Raw genomic sequence first — 17,960 nt, 5'->3', positions numbered from 1 at the left:
AGTGGGCCTCGCGGGTGTGCGATGGATCGAGTCACCGTGCTGAGACCCTCTGGGAAGGCTGGCCTGGCCGCACGAAGCGGTGAACGACGCGCAATCGTGATTGGCAGTGGTTTCGGCGGATTGGCCGCGGCCATCCGGCTGGCGGCGCGTGGGTGGCGCGTCACGGTGCTCGAGCGGATGGACAGCCCGGGCGGGCGGGCGAACGCCTTCCAGCAGGACGGCTTCACGTTCGACGCGGGCCCCACGGTGATTACGTGTCCGCACCTGCTGGAGGAGCTGTGGGCGCTAGGGGGACAACGCATGGCGGACCACGTGGAGCTACGGCCCGTGGCGCCGCTGTACCGGATGCGGTTCCCGGATGGCTCCACGTTCGACTACCACACGGACCGCGAGGCGATGCGCCAGTCCGTGCGGCGACTGTCTCCCCGGGATGAGGCGGGATTCCTGGCGCTGTGCGCCCGCGTGGAGCGGATGTACGAGGCGGGCATTGGGCCCCTGATGAGCACGCCGGTGCCGGACGTGCTGAGTCTGGCGCCCTTCACCCCCGCGTTGGTGCGGGACGAGGCGTTCCGGTCCATGTTCGGCCTGGTGTCGAAGCACATCCGGGACGAGCGGTTGCAGCAGGCGTTGAGCTTCCATCCGCTGCTCATTGGCGGCAGTCCCTTCGCGACCGCGAGCGCGGTGTACACGTCGATTCAATTCGTGGAGCGGCGCTGGGGGGCGTTCTTCCCGGTGGGCGGCACCGGGGCGCTGGTTCGGGGTCTGGTGGAACTGCTGGAGTCCCTGGGCGGCGAGGTCCGTTACGGCAGCGAGGTGACTGAGATTGCGTTGGAGGGGCGGAAGGCGACGGGCGTGAGGCTCGGGGACGGTACGGGGCTGGCGGCGGACGTGGTGGTGTCGAACGCGGACGCGGCGTGGACGTACCGGTACCTGGTTCCGGGGCATGTTCGGAAGCACTGGACGGACGAGCGCATCAACCGGGCTCGGTACTCGATGAGCGCGTTCCTCTGGTACTTCGGGACGCGGCGTCAGTACCCGGAGGTCGCGCACCACACGCTGCTGTTCGGCAAGGACTTCCGGGGGATGTTCTCAGGACTGGAAGGCCCTGGACAGCCGTCAGCGGACCCCTTGCTCTATCTCCACAGGCCCACGGCGACAGACGCGGCGCTGGCTCCGTCAGGGCATGATGCTTTCTATGTATTGGCTCCGGTTCCGCACCTGGGGACAGGGGCGGAATGGAAGCAGCGGGCCGAGGCTTTCCGACGAGAGTTGGAGGCGCGACTGTCGCGGACCGTCTTGCCAGGGCTGGGTTCGGAGTTGATGACGTCTCGGATGGCGACGCCGGAGTATTTCCGTGACGAACTGCGATCCTTTAAAGGGGCCGCATTCAGCTTCGCGCCGACGCTTTGGCAGACCACGTTCCTTCGGGCACAGGCCCGGAGCGAGGACGTTGACTGCCTCTACATGGTTGGAGCAGGAACGCACCCTGGAGCGGGGCTCCCTGCCGTGCTGTGCTCTGCCAAGATCGTGGACACAGTCATTCCGCCGACGTAGCGCTGTTCACGTGAGCCAGCATTTGTCTGGCTTTGGCTTTTGAGGCCGCATGGATGGCGGGCTTGAGAACGATCATCATCGCGGAGCAGACCACCCGAAGAGCCGCTCTGCCGCCTGCTGACTGGGCATGCCCGTTGTGGTAACTGGCGCCATGTCCACAGAACGGCCGAAGTACGACCCGGCGAACATCGAACCCCTCTGGCAGGCCCGTTGGGAAGAGCAGCGCATCTTCGAGGCGCGCAGACACCCCGGCAAACCGAAGGCGTACATCCTCGACATGTTCCCTTACCCCTCGGGAGCCGGGCTGCACGTCGGGCACCCGGAGGGCTACACGGCCACGGACATCGTCTCGCGGTACTTGCGGATGCGGGGATATGATGTCCTTCATCCCATGGGATGGGACGCGTTCGGCCTGCCCGCGGAGCAGCACGCGCTCGAAACGGGAACCCACCCGGCGGATACCACCGCGAAGAACGTCGCGACGTTCAAGCGGCAGCTCAAGTCTCTTGGGTTCTCGTACGACTGGTCTCGCGAGCTCTCCACGACCGACCCGGAGTACGTGCGTTGGACCCAGTGGCTCTTCCTCAAGCTCTTCGATCGCGGGCTGGCCTATCAGGCCGAGCTCCCGGTGAACTGGTGCGCGGCGCTCGGCACGGTGCTCGCCAACGAGGAGGTCATTGACGGGAAAAGCGAGCGGGGCAGTCACCCGGTCGTGCGGCTGCCGCTGCGGCAGTGGACGCTTCGCATCACGGCGTACGCCGATCGGCTCGCCGAGGACCTTTCGGGGCTGGATTGGCCCGAGACGCGGGAGAAGCAGCTCCACTGGATTGGGCGCAGTGAGGGCGCTGAGGTCGATTTCGCCATCGAGGGCAGCGCGGACCGCCTCCGCATCTTCACCACCCGTCCGGACACGCTCTTCGGCGCGACGTACATGGTCGTCGCACCCGAGCACCCGCTGCTGGAGCGGTTCGCCACGGCGGAGCGGCGCGCCGAGGTTCTGGCCTACCGAGAAGCGACCGCAAGCCGAAGCGAGTTGGACCGCACCGCGCTCACGAAAGCCAAGACCGGCGTGTTCACCGGCTCCTATGCGCTGCACCCGCTCACGGGAGCGCGCCTCCCCATCTGGGTCGCGGACTTCGTGCTCGGCTCTTATGGGACGGGCGCCATCATGAGCGTGCCCGGCCATGACGCGCGTGATTTCGAGTTCGCGCGTGCCTTCGGCTTGCCCGTCGTCGAGGTGGTTTCGGTCGACGGCGCCCTGAACGAGACTGGCACGTGGACGGAGGCATTCGTGGGGGACGGCGTCGCGGTGCGCTCGCGCTTCCTCGATGGGCTGCGGACGCCCGAGGCCAAGGCGGCCATGCTCGCCCACCTCGAGCGCGAGGGATTGGGCGCACGGCGCGTCCAGTACCGCTTGCGGGATTGGGTGTTCTCGCGCCAGCGCTATTGGGGGGAGCCGATCCCCATCTATTTCCCGGTCGAGCTCGCGGAGGGCTCATCGGACCCGCGTATTCATCCCCACACCATTCGCTACGACCAGCCTCTGCCCGTGTCCGAGGACGAGCTGCCGGTGCGGCTCCCCGAGCTCGAGGACTTCAAGCCCAGCGAGGACCCGGCGGGCCCGCTGGCCCGCGCCTTGGATTGGCGATTCTTCCAGCGCGACGGAAAGTGGTACGCGCGAGAGACCAACACCATGCCTCAATGGGCGGGCTCGTGCTGGTACTACCTGCGCTTCATTGACCCGAAGAACACCCAGGCCATCTTCTCGCAGCAGGCGTACGACGCCTGGATGCCGGTGGACCTGTATGTCGGCGGTTCGGAGCACGCGGTGCTGCACCTGCTCTACGCCCGGTTCTGGCACAAGGTGCTGTTCGATTGCGGCCTCGTCACGCACGCCGAGCCGTTCAAGAAGCTCGTCCACCAGGGAATGATCCTCGGTGAGAACAACGAGAAGATGTCCAAGTCGCGTGGCAACGTGGTGAACCCGGACGACATTGTCCGGCAGTTCGGTGCGGACGCCCTGCGCATGTACGAGATGTTCATGGGGCCGCTGGAGGCGGTGAAGCCGTGGCAGACCAACGGCGTCATCGGCGTGCGGCGTTTCCTTGACCGCGTGTGGAACATGCTCGCGTTCGTGACGGAGGACGCGGGTGGTGCACCGGCGGAGCTGACCGAGGACGCGCGGCGGCTGCTGCACAAGACGGTGAAGAAGGTGGGGGAGGACATCGAAGCGCTGCGCTTCAACACGGCCGTGAGCGCGATGATGATTCTCGCCAACGCGCTGGCCGAGCTCCCGCGCGTGCCGCTCGAGGCGGCCAGGGTCTTTGCGCGGATTCTCTCCCCATTCGCGCCTCACCTCTCGGAGGAACTCTGGCACCGCTGGGGCGCAAGCGAGTCCATTTCCCTCCAGCCGTGGCCTGAATACGACCCCGCGTTGACCGTGGACGAGCTCGTCGAAATGGCCATCCAGGTCAACGGCAAGGTCCGAGGGAAGCTGCGCCTGAAGCGAGACGCCACGGAGGCGGAGGCGCGCGAGGCCGTCCACCGAGAGCCGGAGCTCATCCCGCATCTCGCTGGAAAGACCGAGCGCCGATTCGTCTACGTGCCAGGGCGAATCATCAACATCGTCGTTGGCTGAGGCGCTGCGGCGAACGCAGTCACTTGCGCGGGAAGTGCGGATACACGTCCTCCTGGAGCACCTGACGCAGCTTCGGGAAGTTCAACGCCCACTTCACGCCCAGGCGCCACGGGGCGAACAGCACGCGGGGCACCCGTGGGAGCATCGTCTGGGGCCACTCCAGGTACGTCCGTTCGATGGCGTCCATGTCGAGGTCCTGCCGCACGTCCACGCAGTACGGGGCCACGTTGCCCGGGGGCTGGCCTTCCAGGAGGTCAGCCAGGCCCGGTGGCAGGAAGGTGGTGTGCAGCGTCATGCCCACGTCGAAGTTGCGGCTGCCCAGCCGGCAGATGGGGCCCTTGGCCAGGTCCTCGGAGTCGAAGATCCAGACCTCGTCGCCCGTGGAGTTCTCAGGCAGGTCCGGCGTCGGGTCCGACACGACGAGCGCCACCACGTAGCCCTTCCAGTGCGGCACCTGGGGGAACCGGGCGCTGGGGACGAACTGCGGCGCGAAGCCGAACCAACCGGTGGGCAGCACGTAGCCCTCGAAGCGGCCGGAGTCGACGAAGAACTTGCAGAAGCTCGCCGCGCGGCCATCGCGGATGGGCAGCGCGGACTTGTCCCCGACGACGGGCTTGTAGAGCTGGTAGAGCGCCTCGGGGACCATGTCCGCCGTGAAGCCGTCCGAGTTGAGGTAGAGCGCCAGCTCCTTCGTCGGCAACTTGGCGTTCATCACGTGGCCCAGCAGCCGGAAGTGGGCCTCCAACTCGCCATTCACCAGGCCGGCGTTGGAGAAGACCGTCAGGCCCCAGGTGAAGTCGTCATGCGAATACAGATTGGACTGGATGCGCAGCCGCTTCATGTCGATGCGGTGCACCCCCATGGAGCTGCGCGTGACGGGAACGGCCGTGGGCATTCCCGCCTGCCAGTCCTGCACGCGGTTGCCATTGATGAGCAGCTCGCCCGGCTGCAGTGTATGAGACAGGTCTTCGGTGGGAGAGTGCGCCGCGACCAGGGTGATGACGTCGTCGGGGTTCTCGTAGATGGCGGCGAAGTGCAGCCCGCCGCCTCCGGCCTGGAAGCGGTGCGCGGACACGAACGGCGGATTCTCCGGGTCCAGCGTCCCGGGTGACGTCTGGAGGTCCGCTCGCCGCACCACCCAGAACACCGCCTGTGGGGCCGCGGGGGACGCTGTCAGCCACTCCACCGCGCGCTGCACCCGCGGCAGGAAGGGCACCGCCGCCTGCGCGGCGATCTGCCAGAAGTTGATCGGGAAGTTGGAGTCCAGCAGCACCACGTAATCCCGCGTGGCGGCGATCTGGTGCAGCGACGACGCCACCACCGGCTCACCCGTGGCCGCGTCCATCAGCTTCCAGTGGTTCAGCCGGTTCTCTTCCGTGTCCCAGCTCACCAGTTGCGTGTAACCGGCGCCCAGGGGCCACTTGGGCGCGTGGTTGGTGAAGAAGAGGCGGGGCCGGTCCTTGTTGATGCGTGGGCCCAGGCGCTCGGCGGGGTCGAAGGCCGGGTGGGCCGTGCTCTGCAGCAGGGGGAAGGCCCACGGCGTGGGGAGGGCGCGGTTCCACTCGCGCAGGTAGCCCAGCGGTGTGTACGCCTTCAACGTCTTGGGGTGGATGGCCCACGGGCGGCCCGCGTCCGTCGTCACCAGCAGCATCCGCTCGCCCTCGACCAGGAAGGGCGCCGTGTTGGGCGTCTCCTGCGGGCCCAGCGTGAGTGACACGTCCGCCAGCGTCGTTTTGCGGAAGCGGTTGAGCAGCCGCGTCAGGGGGCCTCGCGCCGTCGCGCCCGCGTCCACCTGCTGGCGCGCGTAGTGCGAGGGGGTGCGCATGGTGGCGGAGGTGAACCGGGCGCCGCCCACCTGGAAGTCCAGGCGCAGCACGAGCCCGTCCGAGGCCAGGGCCGGTGAGCCCGCGTGCACGCTGGGCCCCGCGACATAGACGTGACCCTGCAGGTCCTCTGGCAGCGTGCCGACGAGCACTCGCAGCGGCTCGTTGACGTACTCCACCGGGCTGGTGGTCATCGCGTTGCGTGGCATGCCAGGCCTGAGCCCCGGTGGGACGTGCAGACCGGGGAGCGCATGGCCGTCCGCCTCACGCGAGAGGGACGGGGGCGCTTCGGTCGCCGCGGGGGCGGGGTGCTTCAGGACGGATTCAGTCTCGGGCATGACGCCTCCGGAGGTTGGGTGAGTGAGCGCCGCATCGGGATGGGGGCGGGGACCGTAGCACGCGCGTTGTGACAAACCGGTCGACGCCGCGCGGCTGGCTGCCGCGGGAGAGGGCGGCCCGCAGTACCTTGCGACGGGCCGGTGTGAGACACTTCCCGCTTCCCATGGTCGAAGACTCCCACTCCGAGCGACAAGTCATTGGCGACCGTTACGTCCTGGAGCGGCGGCTGGCGGGCGGTGGCATGGGTACCATCTGGGTGGCGTTGGATCCCAAGCTCCAGCGCCGCGTGGCCCTCAAGCTGATGGCGGCCCACTGCGCGCCCGCGCCCCTGGCTCGCCGGCAGTTCGAATGGGAAGCGCAGGCGATTGCCCGCCTCCAGAACCCCCACGTCATCCAGGTTCACGACTGCGACCTCTCCGGTGAGACGCCCTACATCGTCATGGAGTGGCTGGTGGGCGAGGACCTGGAGGCCCTGTTGAACCGCCGCGGCCGGCTGTCCCTGGCCATGGTGGAGCGGTTGGTGGCGCAGACGGCCCGTGCGCTCACCGCCGCGCACGCCGCGGGCGTCATCCACCGCGACCTCAAGCCGGCCAACCTGTTCCTCGCGCGCACGGAGCATGGCGAACAGGTGAAGGTGTTGGACTTTGGTCTGGCGCTGCTGATGTCGGGCGGCGCGGCCCGGCCGCATCCCGAGGAGGAGATGGCCGGCACGCCCCGGTACATGAGCCCCGAGCAGCTCCGAGGGCTGGAGCCGCGGCTGGACCACCGCTGTGACCTCTGGGCGCTGGCCGTGGTGGCGTACCGCGCGCTGACCGGACAGCACCCGTTCCCCCTGGAGTCCTTGCGGCAGATGCGCCTGGGCAACGTGCCGCCGCCCGCGACGCCTTCCAGCCTGTCCCCGGAGCTGGGCATGGAGGTGGACGCCTTCTTCGCGCGCGCCCTGGACGTGGACCCCGCGCACCGCTTCCAGTCCGCGCACGAGCTGGCCTCCGCCCTCACCAGCGCGGTGGATGCGGGCCGGCCGTCGCGCCCGGCGAAAATCCTGGTCGTCGATGACGAGCCGGACATCGTCGTGCTGATGGAGCAGAGCTTCCGCAAGCAGATCCGCCGCTCTGTCTACCAGTTCCTCTTCGCCGCGGACGGCGAGGAGGCGCTGGAGGAGATGCGCCAGCATCCCGACATCGAAGTCGTCCTCTGCGACATCAACATGCCGCGCATGGATGGGCTGACGTTCCTGTCGCGCGTGGGGGAGATCAGCTCGCTGACCCGGGTGGTCATCGTCTCCGCGTATGGCGACATGAACAACATCCGCACGGCGATGAATCGCGGCGCCTTCGACTTCATCACCAAGCCCATCGACTTCCCGGATCTGGAGGCGACGCTCGTCAAGACACTGAAGCACGTGCGCGAGCTGCGCCGCACCGTGCGCTACACGGAGGAGAACGGCCTGCTGCGCATGTTCGTCCCGGGCGCGGTGCTGGAGCGTCTGCCGCCGTTGCTCCAGGGCTCGGATGCCATGGCGGGCGAGTGGGTGGACGGCACGGTGGTGTTCATCGACGTGGATGCCTTCACGCCGGTGCTGCACCAGGAGGCGCCGCCGGAGTCCCTGCGCCGTCTCAATGCCAACTTCGAGGCCATTGTCCCGGAGTTGCTCGCGCGCGGCGGCATCGTGGACAAGTTCATGGGGGACGCGGTGATGGCCGTCTTCCGAGGCCCCGGGCACGTGGACCTGGCGCTGGAGGCCTGCCACGCCATCCACCGGCAACTCGGCGCGCTGGCGTCGCGTGGCGGCGAGGGCGCACCGTACGCGCATGGCGTCTGCATGGGCCTGGATTCGGGCGACCTGGTGGCCGGCAGCGTGGGGGCGAAGGCCTCCGGCCGGCTGGACTTCACCGTGCTGGGGGACGTGGTGAATACCGCGGCGCGGCTGGCGGCGAGGGCCGGGCGTGGGCAGGTGCTGGTCAGCGGTCGGGCCCAGGCGCGCGCGGCGTCACGCTTCCGCCTGTCGCCCGTGGAGACGGGCCTCTTCGAGCTGGCCCGCGACGAGGGCCACGGCTCACCGGGCCCCGACGATGCGACCGCCTTCCTGGCGCCGGACGCGGCGGCAGAAGGCCGGGGAACCACGCAGGGCGGCTGAGGGGCCGCGCCCGCTGTTCCGTGCTGCGGAAGGCCGGGGTGGTCGAGGGCGCTCCGCTCCCTGCGCACGGGAGCGGGGCAGGGGACTTCAATCAGGCATTGCTGACGCGCACCGTGGTCTTCATCTCGCGGCCGGACGCCGGGTCGCGGGCGCGCATGGTGAGGATGCCTTCCACGTTCACGTCGAAGGTGATCTCCACCTGCGCGGCGCCGGCGCGGCCGGGCTGGATGCCGGAGAAGGTGAACTCGCCCAGCATGTCGTTGCGGGCCACCAGCTCGTTGTCGCCCTGGAAGATGCGCACGGCGAGCTCGGTCTGGTTGTCCATGCTGGTGGTGGCCAGCAATTGCTTGGCATTGGGGATGGACGCGTTGCGCGGGAAGACGGTGTGGAAGGCGCCGCCCGCCTTCTCCAGGCCAATGGCCATGGGAATCACGTCCAGGAGCTGGATGCGCAGGTTGGTGTCGTCCTGGAGCGAGTGCGCGTAGAGCGCGGCGCCAATCGCCACGGCCTCGTCCGGGTGCACGCCCTTGCTGGGCGGCTTGCCGAAGAACTTGGTGAGCCGGTCCTGGACGATGGGCATGCGCGTCTGGCCGCCCACGAGCATGACCTCGTCGACGTCCTTGGTGGACAGTCCCGAGTCCACCAGCACGCGCGCCACCATCTGCAGGGTGCGGTCCACGAGCTGGTTGGTGAGCTGCTCCAGCATCTTCCGGCTGAACTTCATCTCGATGTTCAGGGGCTGGCCCTGGGACGTCATCGTGATGAAGGGGATGTTGAAGGGGACCTCCTCGCGCGCGGACAGGTCGATCTTCGTGCGCTCGGCCAGGTCCTTGATGCGCTGCATCGCCACCGGGTCCGTGGCGAGGTCGAGGCCCGTCTTCGCCGCGAAGTCCTTGAGGACGTGGTGGATGATGGCGTTGTCGAAGTCGATGCCGCCCAGGAAGACGTCACCGCCGGTGGCCTTCACCTCGAAGACGCGGTCACGGATCTCGATGATGGAGACGTCGAAGGTGCCGCCGCCCAGGTCGTAGATGACGACCTTCTCCTTCAGCCCCTTGCCCACGCCGTAGGCCAGCGCCGCCGCGGTGGGCTCGTTGATGATGCGCACCACTTCCAGGTCGATGAGCTTGCCCGCGTCCTTCACCGACTGGCGCTGCCGGTCGTTGAAGTAGGCCGGCACCGTCACCACCGCCCGCTTGATGGGCATCTTCAGGTAGTTGGAGGCGACCTCGCGGATCTTCCCCAGGATCTTGGCGCTGATCTCCTGGAGGGCGAACTCCTTCTTCCCCACGTCCAGGATGACGTCGCTCTGCTTGCCGGGGCGCATGTTGTACGCCACGACCTGCTTCATCGTGTCGACGACTTCGCTGCCGAAGCCTCGGCCCACCAGCCGCTTGGAACCGTAGACGGTGTTGCGCGGGTTGAGCTGCCACTGGCGCTTGGCCTCGTAGCCGATGAGTTCGTTCCCCTTGTCGTCGATCGCGAAGATCGAGGGGATGGTGTACTCGCCGCCCTTGTAGGGGATGAGCTTGACGTTCCCGCTGTCCTCGACGATCGCCGCGCACGAGTTGGTCGTGCCGAGGTCGATGCCGATGATGGGCTCCTTGTGCATCTTGCTTGGACTCCGGGTGGGTAGGCCGCAGAGGAAGGAAAAGACCGTAGCGCACCCTCGCGCCGCGCGCGAGTTCACACACCGCGGCGTTTGCTGCTCCCCGGGAATGCGGACCCGGGCTCCCTGCTTCCCCTGGAGGGCGCCGTAGCGCTCCCTGTGCCCGCCCGGTGGCCAGCAGCGCGTGCCCCAGCCGACAATGGCGTCCGGGGTGCTGGACATTGGTAGCCCGGGCGGAAAACTTGGTGGTGGACGACGGACCAGAGGAGAGTCAACTTGGACGCGAAGGGTTATCTGCAGGAAGTGGGCGCGCAGGTGAACGCCGACTTCGTCAAGAACCGGTCGATTCTCTCCTTCGAGGAGTATCTCTCCCTCTTCTTCAGCGACCCGAAGGGCCAGGCCCGCAACGCGGCGCAGTACCTGCGGGACGTGATGGACCACTTCGGCACCACCACGGTGCCGCACCCCACTGGCACCATCCGACGCTTCCAGGTCTTCGACGTACCCGGCAGCGACCGGGACGACCGGGTGGCGGGCCAGGAGGAGGTGCAGAACGCCATCTACCGGTTGCTCGGCAACTTCGTGCGGGCCGGCCGTATCAACAAGCTCATCCTCCTGCATGGGCCCAATGGCAGCGCCAAGTCCACGCTCGTCAATGCCCTGAAGGCGGGCATGGAGGCGTACTCGCGGCTGCCCCAGGGCGCGCTCTACCGGCTCGCCTGGGTGTTCCCGTCGGAGAAGCTCATCAAGGGCTCCATCGGCTTCGGCGAGCGGGACTCCGCCAGTGGGGAGATGACCACCTTCGCGCACCTGGACGCGGAGTCCATCGACCTGCGAATGCCGTGCGAGCTGCGGGACCACCCGCTCTTCGCCGTCCCGCCCGGCGAGCGCCGCAGGCTGCTGGAGACGGCGCTCAAGAAGAAGGGCCTGGGCAACGGGGACGGGGAGAGTGGCGACTTCATCCTGTCCGACTACGTGCGGGACGGCGAGCTGTGCTCCAAGTGCCGCCGCATCTACACCGCGCTGCTCAATTCCTACGGCGGGGACTGGCTGAAGGTGATGCGCCACGTCCAGGTGGAGCGCTTCTATGTGTCGCGCCGCTACCAGGTGGGCACGGTGACGGTGGAGCCGCAGATGAGCGTGGACGCCGTCGTCCAGCAGCTCACCGCGGACCGCACCCAGCTCAACGTGCCCGCGCCGCTGCACAGCACGGTGCTCTTCGAGCCGCACGGCCCCCTGGTCCACGCCAACCGCGGCCTCATCGAGTACTCGGACCTGCTCAAGCGGCCCCTGGAGGCCTTCAAGTACCTGCTGGGCTTCAGCGAGACGGGCGAGGTGCCGCTGGAGCCCTTCGTCCTCCAGCTCGACGAGGTGCTCATCGCGTCGGCGAACGAGAAGCACCTCAATGCCTTCAAGGAGCTGCCGGACTTCGCGTCCTTCAAGGGCCGCATCGAACTGGTGCGCGTGCCCTACCTGCGCCGCTACCGCACCGAGCAGCAGATCTACGACGCGCAGATCACCTCCACCACCGTGGGCAAGCACGTGGCGCCCCATGCCACGGAGGTGGCGGCCATGTGGGCGGTGCTCACCCGGCTGAAGAAGCCCATTCCGGACCGCTACCCGCAGGACGTGAAGGAGCTCATCGACCAGGTGACGCCGGTGGAGAAGCTGCACCTCTACGAGGAGGGCGCGCCGCCGGACCGGCTGAGCCTGGCCAACACCAAGGAGCTGCGCAAGCTGCGCGAGGACCTGTTCACGGAGTCGGACGCGTACCCCAACTACGAGGGGCGCTCGGGCGCCAGCGCGCGCGAAATCAAGACGGCGCTCTTCAATGCCGCGCAGAACACCGACTACAAGTGCCTCAACGCGCTGGCGGTGCTGGAGGAGCTGTCCGCCATCTGCAAGGACAAGAGCGTCTACGAGTTCCTCTTGCAGGAGGTGGTGGACGGCTACCACGACCATGACGCCTTCGTGCGGCTGGCGGAGGCGGAGTACCTGGACCGGGTGGACTCGGAGGTGCGCGAGTCCATGGGCCTGGTGTCGGAGGGGCAGTACCGCGAGCTGGTGGAGCGCTACATCCAGACCATCAGCCACTGGGTGCGCGGAGAGAAGATGCGCAACCGCGTCACCGGGGTGATGGAGGCGCCGGAAGAGCAGCGCATGGTGGAGGTGGAGGTCATCATCATGCCGCGCGGCGAGGACGCAGCCGACTTCCGCCGGGGACTCATCGCCTCCATCGGCGCGCACCGGCTGGACAACCCGGACGCGGTCATGGACTACGGCCGCATCTTCCCGGACATGTTCAAGCGCCTGCGAGATCACTACTTCGAGGAGCGCAAGCGTGTGCTGCGCAAGAACAAGGAGAACGTCCTCAAGTACCTGTCCGAGGACCGCAACCAGCTCACCGCGCGCGAGCAGACGCAGGTGCAGAGCACGCTGAAGACGATGGCGGAGCGCTACGGCTACTGCGAGTCGTGCGCGAAGGACGCCATCCTCTTCCTGATGAAGAAGCGCTACGCGTGACCGGGCAGGCGTCCGGGGCCCGCCTGGACGCCTGCTTTCAAAGCCGGAAAGGGCTCGGGATGATGGGGGCTGCCAGGGAGTTGTACTGGCTGCATCCGTTTCCCCCCCAGACCGGAGAGTCGATGACCCGCTTCCTCCTGGGCGCCCCCGCCCTGCTCGCCCTCGTGTCGTGCGCCGGTGCCCCGTCTCAGCCGGCCGCCGCCACCCCCGCATCCCAGGTGGCGCCCGTCGTCGAGCGTGTCATCGCGGTGCCGGACGTGCCGCGCATGACGCGCAAGGAGCAGGTGCGGCGCATCCTCCCGCACAACGTGCGGCTGCAACTGGCCTCGCAGGGCAGGGTGCTCAGCACGGCGTCGGGCGTGGTGGTGGGCGCCGAGCGGGACGCGAACGGAGCCACGGTTGCCTGGGTGGTCACCAACGCACACGCGGTGGCCATGGACGGGATGGAGGCTCCGGAGCTGCGCGTGCTGGTGGACCGCCGCGCGGAGTCGCTGGAGCACCGGGGCGAGGTGGTGGCGATGGGCGAGGTGCCTGACCTGGACCTCGCACTGGTGCGCGTGCCGGGGCTGGACCTGCCCGCGGTGGAGCTGGCGGACGACGCGGAGCTGGAGCTGGGCGAGGACGTGGTGGTGGCCGCCTCGCCATTCGGCCGCGCGCTGTCGCTGTCCGGCGGCATGCTGTCCCAGGTCGAATGGGACAAGGCATCCCAGCGCCCGAAGATGGTGAAGACGGACGCCCCCATCGGCTACGGCGCGTCGGGCGGCGGCATCTTCAGCCTGACGACGGGCCGGCTGCTGGCCATCGTCGAGGGCTACCGCACCGCGAAGGTGGACTTCGAGGTGCAGGAGGAGAACTACAGCTTCGACGTGCCCATGCCCGGAGAGACGTTCGCCGCACCCAGCGCGAAGGTGCGCCACTTCCTCCAGGCCAAGGGCTTTGGCCGGCTGCTGGCGCGCAAGCCCGCGACGGAGGGTGGACTCGCACACTCCGCCGGGCGTTAGCGACTTCGCGCGGTGTCCCAGGTCCGCCTTGGCCGGCTGGCAGGAATCTCGACACCGCGCGCGAGCGGGGTACATCCGCCGGACTGGAGGCGTGGGATGGCCGGACGTGTCTCGTGGGATCAGTACTTCATGGACATCGCGACGCAGGTGGCCTCGCGCGCCACGTGTGATCGCAAGCACGTGGGCGCCGTCATCGTCCGGGGCAGGACCATCCTGTCCACCGGCTACAACGGCGCCATCCGCGGGCTGCCGCACTGCGATGACGTGGGCCACATGATGGAGAACGGACACTGCGTGGCCACCGTCCACGCGGAGGCCAACGCCATCATCCAGGCCGCCACCAACGGCGTCAGCATCGACGGGGCGACCATCTACACCACCGCCTCGCCTTGCTGGCCGTGCTTCAAGCTGATCGCCAACGCGGGCCTGGTGCGCATCGTGTTCGGCGAGTTCTACCGGGACCCTCGCATCTTCGAGTACGCGGCCCGGCTGAAGCTGGACCTGGTGGGTCTGGGCGATGCCGCCCGGCCTCCCGCCTCGGGTGTCTGAGCGCCCCGCACCGCGGGGCAGTACGGGCATTTCCGCGCGGATCTCGCGCGCTCCTCAATCGTCACCTGAGAAACACTCGCGGGCGGACGTAAGTCCGCGCCGTGCATGGGGAATTTGCCACTTCCGGCAAGAATTACCGCCCCAGGGTTGACGATGTGGGAACGGCTCCCTAACTCTTGGCTCCGGTTGGGCGGCGGCGGGGGTGGAACAGGGAAAATCCCGAGGAGTTCCAGTTGGTTACCTCGACAGCAATGTCAAATAGTGCACCCTCTGTTGAGGACGCGCCGCAGCCCGTGGTGGGCGCGGCCCGGTATCTGGCCGTCCCCACGCTGATGGACAGCCTGCTGCACGACGTCCGCAATCCGCTGAACGCGCTGGCCATCCATCTGGAGGTCCTGTCGGAGAAGCTGAAGGTGGAGACGGGGAGCGTGCCGCCGTCGCAGGAGAAGAACCTCAAGGCCATGCGCGATCAGATCCAGCGCGTGGATGGCATCCTGAAGCTGTTCAGCGACTTCGTCGTCTTCCGAGGCGGCGTGCCGGGCGTGGCGGACCTGTCAGAGGCCACCACGCGGGCGCTGGGCGTGCTGGGGCACGAGGGCCGCAAGCGCCGCGTCCAGGTCCAGGCGGCGGTGGAGGCGGGCGTCCAGATCCGTCTGCAGGACACGTCGGAGCTGGGCTTCTTCCTCATCCAGACGCTGCTGCGCGCCTTCCGCCGGGCGGAGAATGGCGGCTCGATCCGCGTCACGGTGCGGGGGGACGAGACGAGCGCGGTGCTGGAGGTCGAGGATTCGGCCGGCGCCTGCCCCGAGCCCCTGCCCGAAGCCGTGGCCGCGCTGCAACTGCGCTGTTCACAGTTGGGCGTTGACCTGCACGTCCGGGCGGGGCTGTGCCGCCTGAGTTTCTCCCGCGCCTGAGCGTCTCATCCAGGCGGGCCGGCTTCTGATTTCGAGTCACGACAACTTCGCGTCACGACGCAGTACGGGAGGTCTTCACTTGGGCAGCGCACGAATCCTGGCCGTGGATGACGAACGCGACACGTGTGAGGCGCTGGCGGACATGCTCAGTGCCTGGGGGCACAAGGTCGAGATCGCATTCGACGGGCATGACGCCCTTCGCAAGGCGAACGAGTTCCGGCCGGACGTGGTCTTGTCGGATCTGGCCATGCCGGAGACGGATGGGCTCTGGTTGCTGCGCAACCTGAAGGAGGAGCTGCCGGACTGCCCGGTGGTCTTCCTGACGGGGCGAGGCACCATTGACGCCGCGGTGGAGTCCATCCGCGAGGGCGCCTACGACTTCATCGTCAAGCCGCTGGATACCGCGCGGCTCAAGGTCTGTATCGACCGGGCGCTGGAGAAGAAAGAGACGATGCGCGAGGTGCAGACGCTGCGGCGGCGTCTGAAGCAGCTCGGCTCGTCGGACCTGATTGCCCAGTCCGTGGGCATGCGCAAGGTCATCGAGCTGGTGGAGAAGGTGGCGCCCTCCAAGGCCAGCGTGTCCATCAGCGGCGAGTCCGGCACGGGCAAGGAAGTGGTGTCCCGCGCGGTGCACAATCTGTCCTTGCGCCGCGACAAGCCCTTCATCGCCATCAACTGCGCGTCCATCCCGGCCACGCTCATCGAGTCCGAGCTGTTCGGCCACGAGCGCGGCGCCTTCACCGGCGCTGATCAGCGGCGGCCCGGCGTGTTCGAGATGGCCCACGGCGGCACGCTCTTCCTGGACGAATTGGGTGAGATCCCCATCGAGTTGCAGGCCAAGCTCCTGCGCGTGCTGGAAGAGGGCAAGCTGCGCCGGCTGGGCGGCAAGGTGGAGATCGAGGTGGACGTGCGCGTGCTCTGCGCCACCAACCGTGACCTCAAGCAGGAGATCAAGAACGGGCGCTTCCGCGAGGATCTCTACTTCCGCCTCAACGTCTTCCAGATCCACCTGCCGCCCCTGCGCGAGCGCCGCGATGACGTCCCCATCCTGGTGCAGCACTTCGTGGACAAGTTCCGCGGCGACTCCGGCAAGCGCGTCAGCGGCGTGCACCCGGAGGCCATGGAGGTCCTGAAGAACTACGACTGGCCGGGCAACATCCGCGAGCTGCGCAACGCGGTGGAGCGCGCCGTCATCCTGTGCGACGGGGAGCTGATCACCCGCGAGCACCTGCCGCCCGACATGGCCGGCAAGAGCCCGGAGCGCCACACCTTCCGGCTGCCCTTCGGGCTGAGCCTGGACGCGGTGGAGCGCGAGTACATCCTGGGCAGCCTCCAGCGGAACGGGAACAACAAGGCCCGCACCGCCGAGGTGCTGGGGGTGAGCGAGAAGACCCTCTACAACAAGCTCAACCGCTACGCGGCCGAGGCCCGCGCGCAACAGGCGCCCGGCGGCGGTGGCGGCGGCCCCCTGGGCGGGCAGGGGAGTGACGGCGCGATGGGGGCCATGGGCACCAACTCGTTCGTCATCCGCTGACCTCACAGGTAGGAAATCCCCTTCGGGTTCCGGGCTCTTGGCCTGGCTCGGAGGGGACGCCCGTCCAGGCGGCGACCCCGCCGCGAAACCCCCGTCAATTCTTGACTTTTGACCTCCGGACGGGGGATTCTTGGGGGGTCTCCCACCCACAGGGAGTGCCCGGCCGTACATGTTCCACGCCTCGGGCAACTCCAGCGGCGCCAATCTATTCGGGCGCCCCGGAGTGTGCATCGGGTGCCGCGGGGGGGCACAAGGAAGGCCACAACGCAATGAGCGACGCGCGAGTACTTCACTTCTTCGGCGGCAAAGGCGGGGTAGGTAAGACCACGCTCGCGGCGGCATATGCGTTGAGGCTGTCGGAGGATGCGCCCAAGGAGCGGGTGCTGCTCGTGTCGTTGGATCCGGTCCGCTCCCTGTCGGACCTGGTGAAGAAGAAGCTCCCGGCCAAGGCGACCAAGCTGGTCCCGGGTAAGGGAGACGGCGGCGTGTACGGCCTGGAAGTGGAGCCGGCGGCGCTGATGAAGCCCTTCCTGGCCTCCTACCTGCCAGCGCTGTCGAAGGCCGCGGCGAAGGGCACGCACGTGTCGGAAGACGACATGGGCAAGCTGTACCAGCAGGCCGTGCCGGGGCTGGAGGAGTTGGTGGCGCTCTTCCACGTGGTGGACCTGCTGGAGGGCGAGGAGTTCGACCGCATCGTGGTGGACGCCGCGCCGACCAGCCACACCCTGCGGCTGTTCGACCTGCCGACGAGCCTGCGCAAGTTCCTGGGCCTGGTGAAGGCCGGTGGGGACAAGACGGAGGCGCCGCCGAAGAAGGGCAAGAAGGCGGCGGCCGCGGCCGAGGCGCCCGGCTTCCTGGAGCAGGTGGGGCAGAAGGCGGAGAAGCTGCTGGCGCTGCTGAAGGACCCCGCGCGCACGGCCTTCCACCTGGTGGCGCTGGCGGAGCCGGTGCCCGAGGCGCAGACGCGCATGCTCTTCACCCAGCTTCGCGAGCGCGGGCTGCCGGTGACGGAGATCGTCGTCAATCAGATCGAGGACAAGGACGGCTGTCCCGCGTGCCAGGGCCGTCGCGGCCTACAGGCCCCCCACGTCCGCAAGTTCCAGGCACTGGACAAGACGGTGCCGGTGCACCTGCTGGGCCGGCGTGAAGTGGCGCCGCGCGGGCTGGATGGCCTGGCGCTGTTCGCCAAGGCGTGGGCCGCTGGCAAGGAGACCAAGGCGCTGGAGTTCGCCGCGGCCGAAGGGCCTCCGGCGCTGGTGCGCGCGCCGTCCATGCCGCCCATCGCCGCGCCGCCGCTGCCGCCCACGCGGCTCATCTTCTTCGTGGGGCAGGGCGGGGT

Annotated in this window: 11 protein-coding genes; 9 read left to right on the top strand and 2 right to left on the bottom strand. The window is 68.2% G+C overall.

Annotated features, from left to right (window positions below; translation table 11 throughout):
- Positions 1–96 precede the first annotated feature (96 nt).
- Together crtI and leuS are read left to right on the top strand one after the other, a co-directional pair.
- Entirely contained in the window at positions 97–1,554 is a 1,458-nt protein-coding gene (gene crtI / locus FMQ63_RS30470) for a phytoene desaturase family protein (protein WP_275955098.1), read from the top strand.
- A 151-nt stretch (positions 1,555–1,705) separates the two neighbouring features.
- Positions 1,706–4,192, top strand: a complete 2,487-nt coding sequence (gene leuS, locus FMQ63_RS30465; RefSeq protein WP_011554058.1) for a leucine--tRNA ligase — start codon at positions 1,706–1,708, stop codon at positions 4,190–4,192.
- 19 nt (positions 4,193–4,211) lie between these two features.
- Here the strand turns inward: leuS and FMQ63_RS30460 are convergent, their stop codons facing one another.
- Positions 4,212–6,353, bottom strand: coding sequence for a carotenoid oxygenase family protein (locus FMQ63_RS30460; protein WP_225909299.1), 2,142 nt, complete (start codon positions 6,351–6,353; stop codon positions 4,212–4,214).
- A 68-nt stretch (positions 6,354–6,421) separates the two neighbouring features.
- Between FMQ63_RS30460 and FMQ63_RS30455 the strand changes: the two genes are divergently transcribed.
- Positions 6,422–8,491 (top strand): response regulator, encoded by a 2,070-nt coding sequence (locus FMQ63_RS30455; RefSeq protein ID WP_011554056.1) that lies wholly within the window; start codon positions 6,422–6,424, stop codon positions 8,489–8,491.
- 91 nt (positions 8,492–8,582) lie between these two features.
- On the opposite strand, the gene FMQ63_RS30450 is transcribed toward FMQ63_RS30455, so the two are convergent.
- Complete coding sequence (locus FMQ63_RS30450; protein ID WP_011554055.1) at positions 8,583–10,103, bottom strand: Hsp70 family protein; 1,521 nt, start codon at positions 10,101–10,103, stop codon at positions 8,583–8,585.
- Positions 10,104–10,376: 273 nt separating this feature from the next.
- Here FMQ63_RS30450 and FMQ63_RS30445 point away from each other — a divergent pair, with 273 nt between their 5' ends.
- From FMQ63_RS30445 to FMQ63_RS30420, 6 genes are all read left to right on the top strand, one after another.
- The gene (locus FMQ63_RS30445) at positions 10,377–12,623 is read left to right on the top strand and encodes a PrkA family serine protein kinase (protein ID WP_011554054.1); all 2,247 of its coding nucleotides are present in this window, start codon (positions 10,377–10,379) and stop codon (positions 12,621–12,623) included.
- A gap of 122 nt (positions 12,624–12,745) precedes the next feature.
- Positions 12,746–13,624: a serine protease gene (locus FMQ63_RS30440; protein WP_020478340.1), complete on the top strand. Its 879-nt coding sequence runs from the start codon at positions 12,746–12,748 to the stop codon at positions 13,622–13,624.
- 96 nt (positions 13,625–13,720) lie between these two features.
- Positions 13,721–14,173, top strand: coding sequence for a cytidine/deoxycytidylate deaminase family protein (locus tag FMQ63_RS30435; RefSeq protein WP_011554052.1), 453 nt, complete (start codon positions 13,721–13,723; stop codon positions 14,171–14,173).
- A gap of 176 nt (positions 14,174–14,349) precedes the next feature.
- Positions 14,350–15,087, top strand: coding sequence for a HAMP domain-containing sensor histidine kinase (locus tag FMQ63_RS30430; RefSeq protein ID WP_011554051.1), 738 nt, complete (start codon positions 14,350–14,352; stop codon positions 15,085–15,087).
- 79 nt (positions 15,088–15,166) lie between these two features.
- A complete protein-coding gene (locus tag FMQ63_RS30425) occupies positions 15,167–16,621 on the top strand; it encodes a sigma-54 dependent transcriptional regulator (RefSeq protein WP_011554050.1) in 1,455 nt (484 codons plus the stop codon).
- A 269-nt stretch (positions 16,622–16,890) separates the two neighbouring features.
- Positions 16,891–17,960 (top strand): ArsA family ATPase (locus tag FMQ63_RS30420; RefSeq protein WP_141276821.1); only part of this gene is annotated, 1,070 nt, incomplete at its 3' end.

Origin of the sequence: Myxococcus sp. CA005 (genome assembly GCF_006518205.1) — a bacterium.
Lineage (GTDB): Bacteria > Myxococcota > Myxococcia > Myxococcales > Myxococcaceae > Myxococcus > Myxococcus xanthus.
This window is presented reverse-complemented; position numbering and strand designations above follow the sequence as displayed.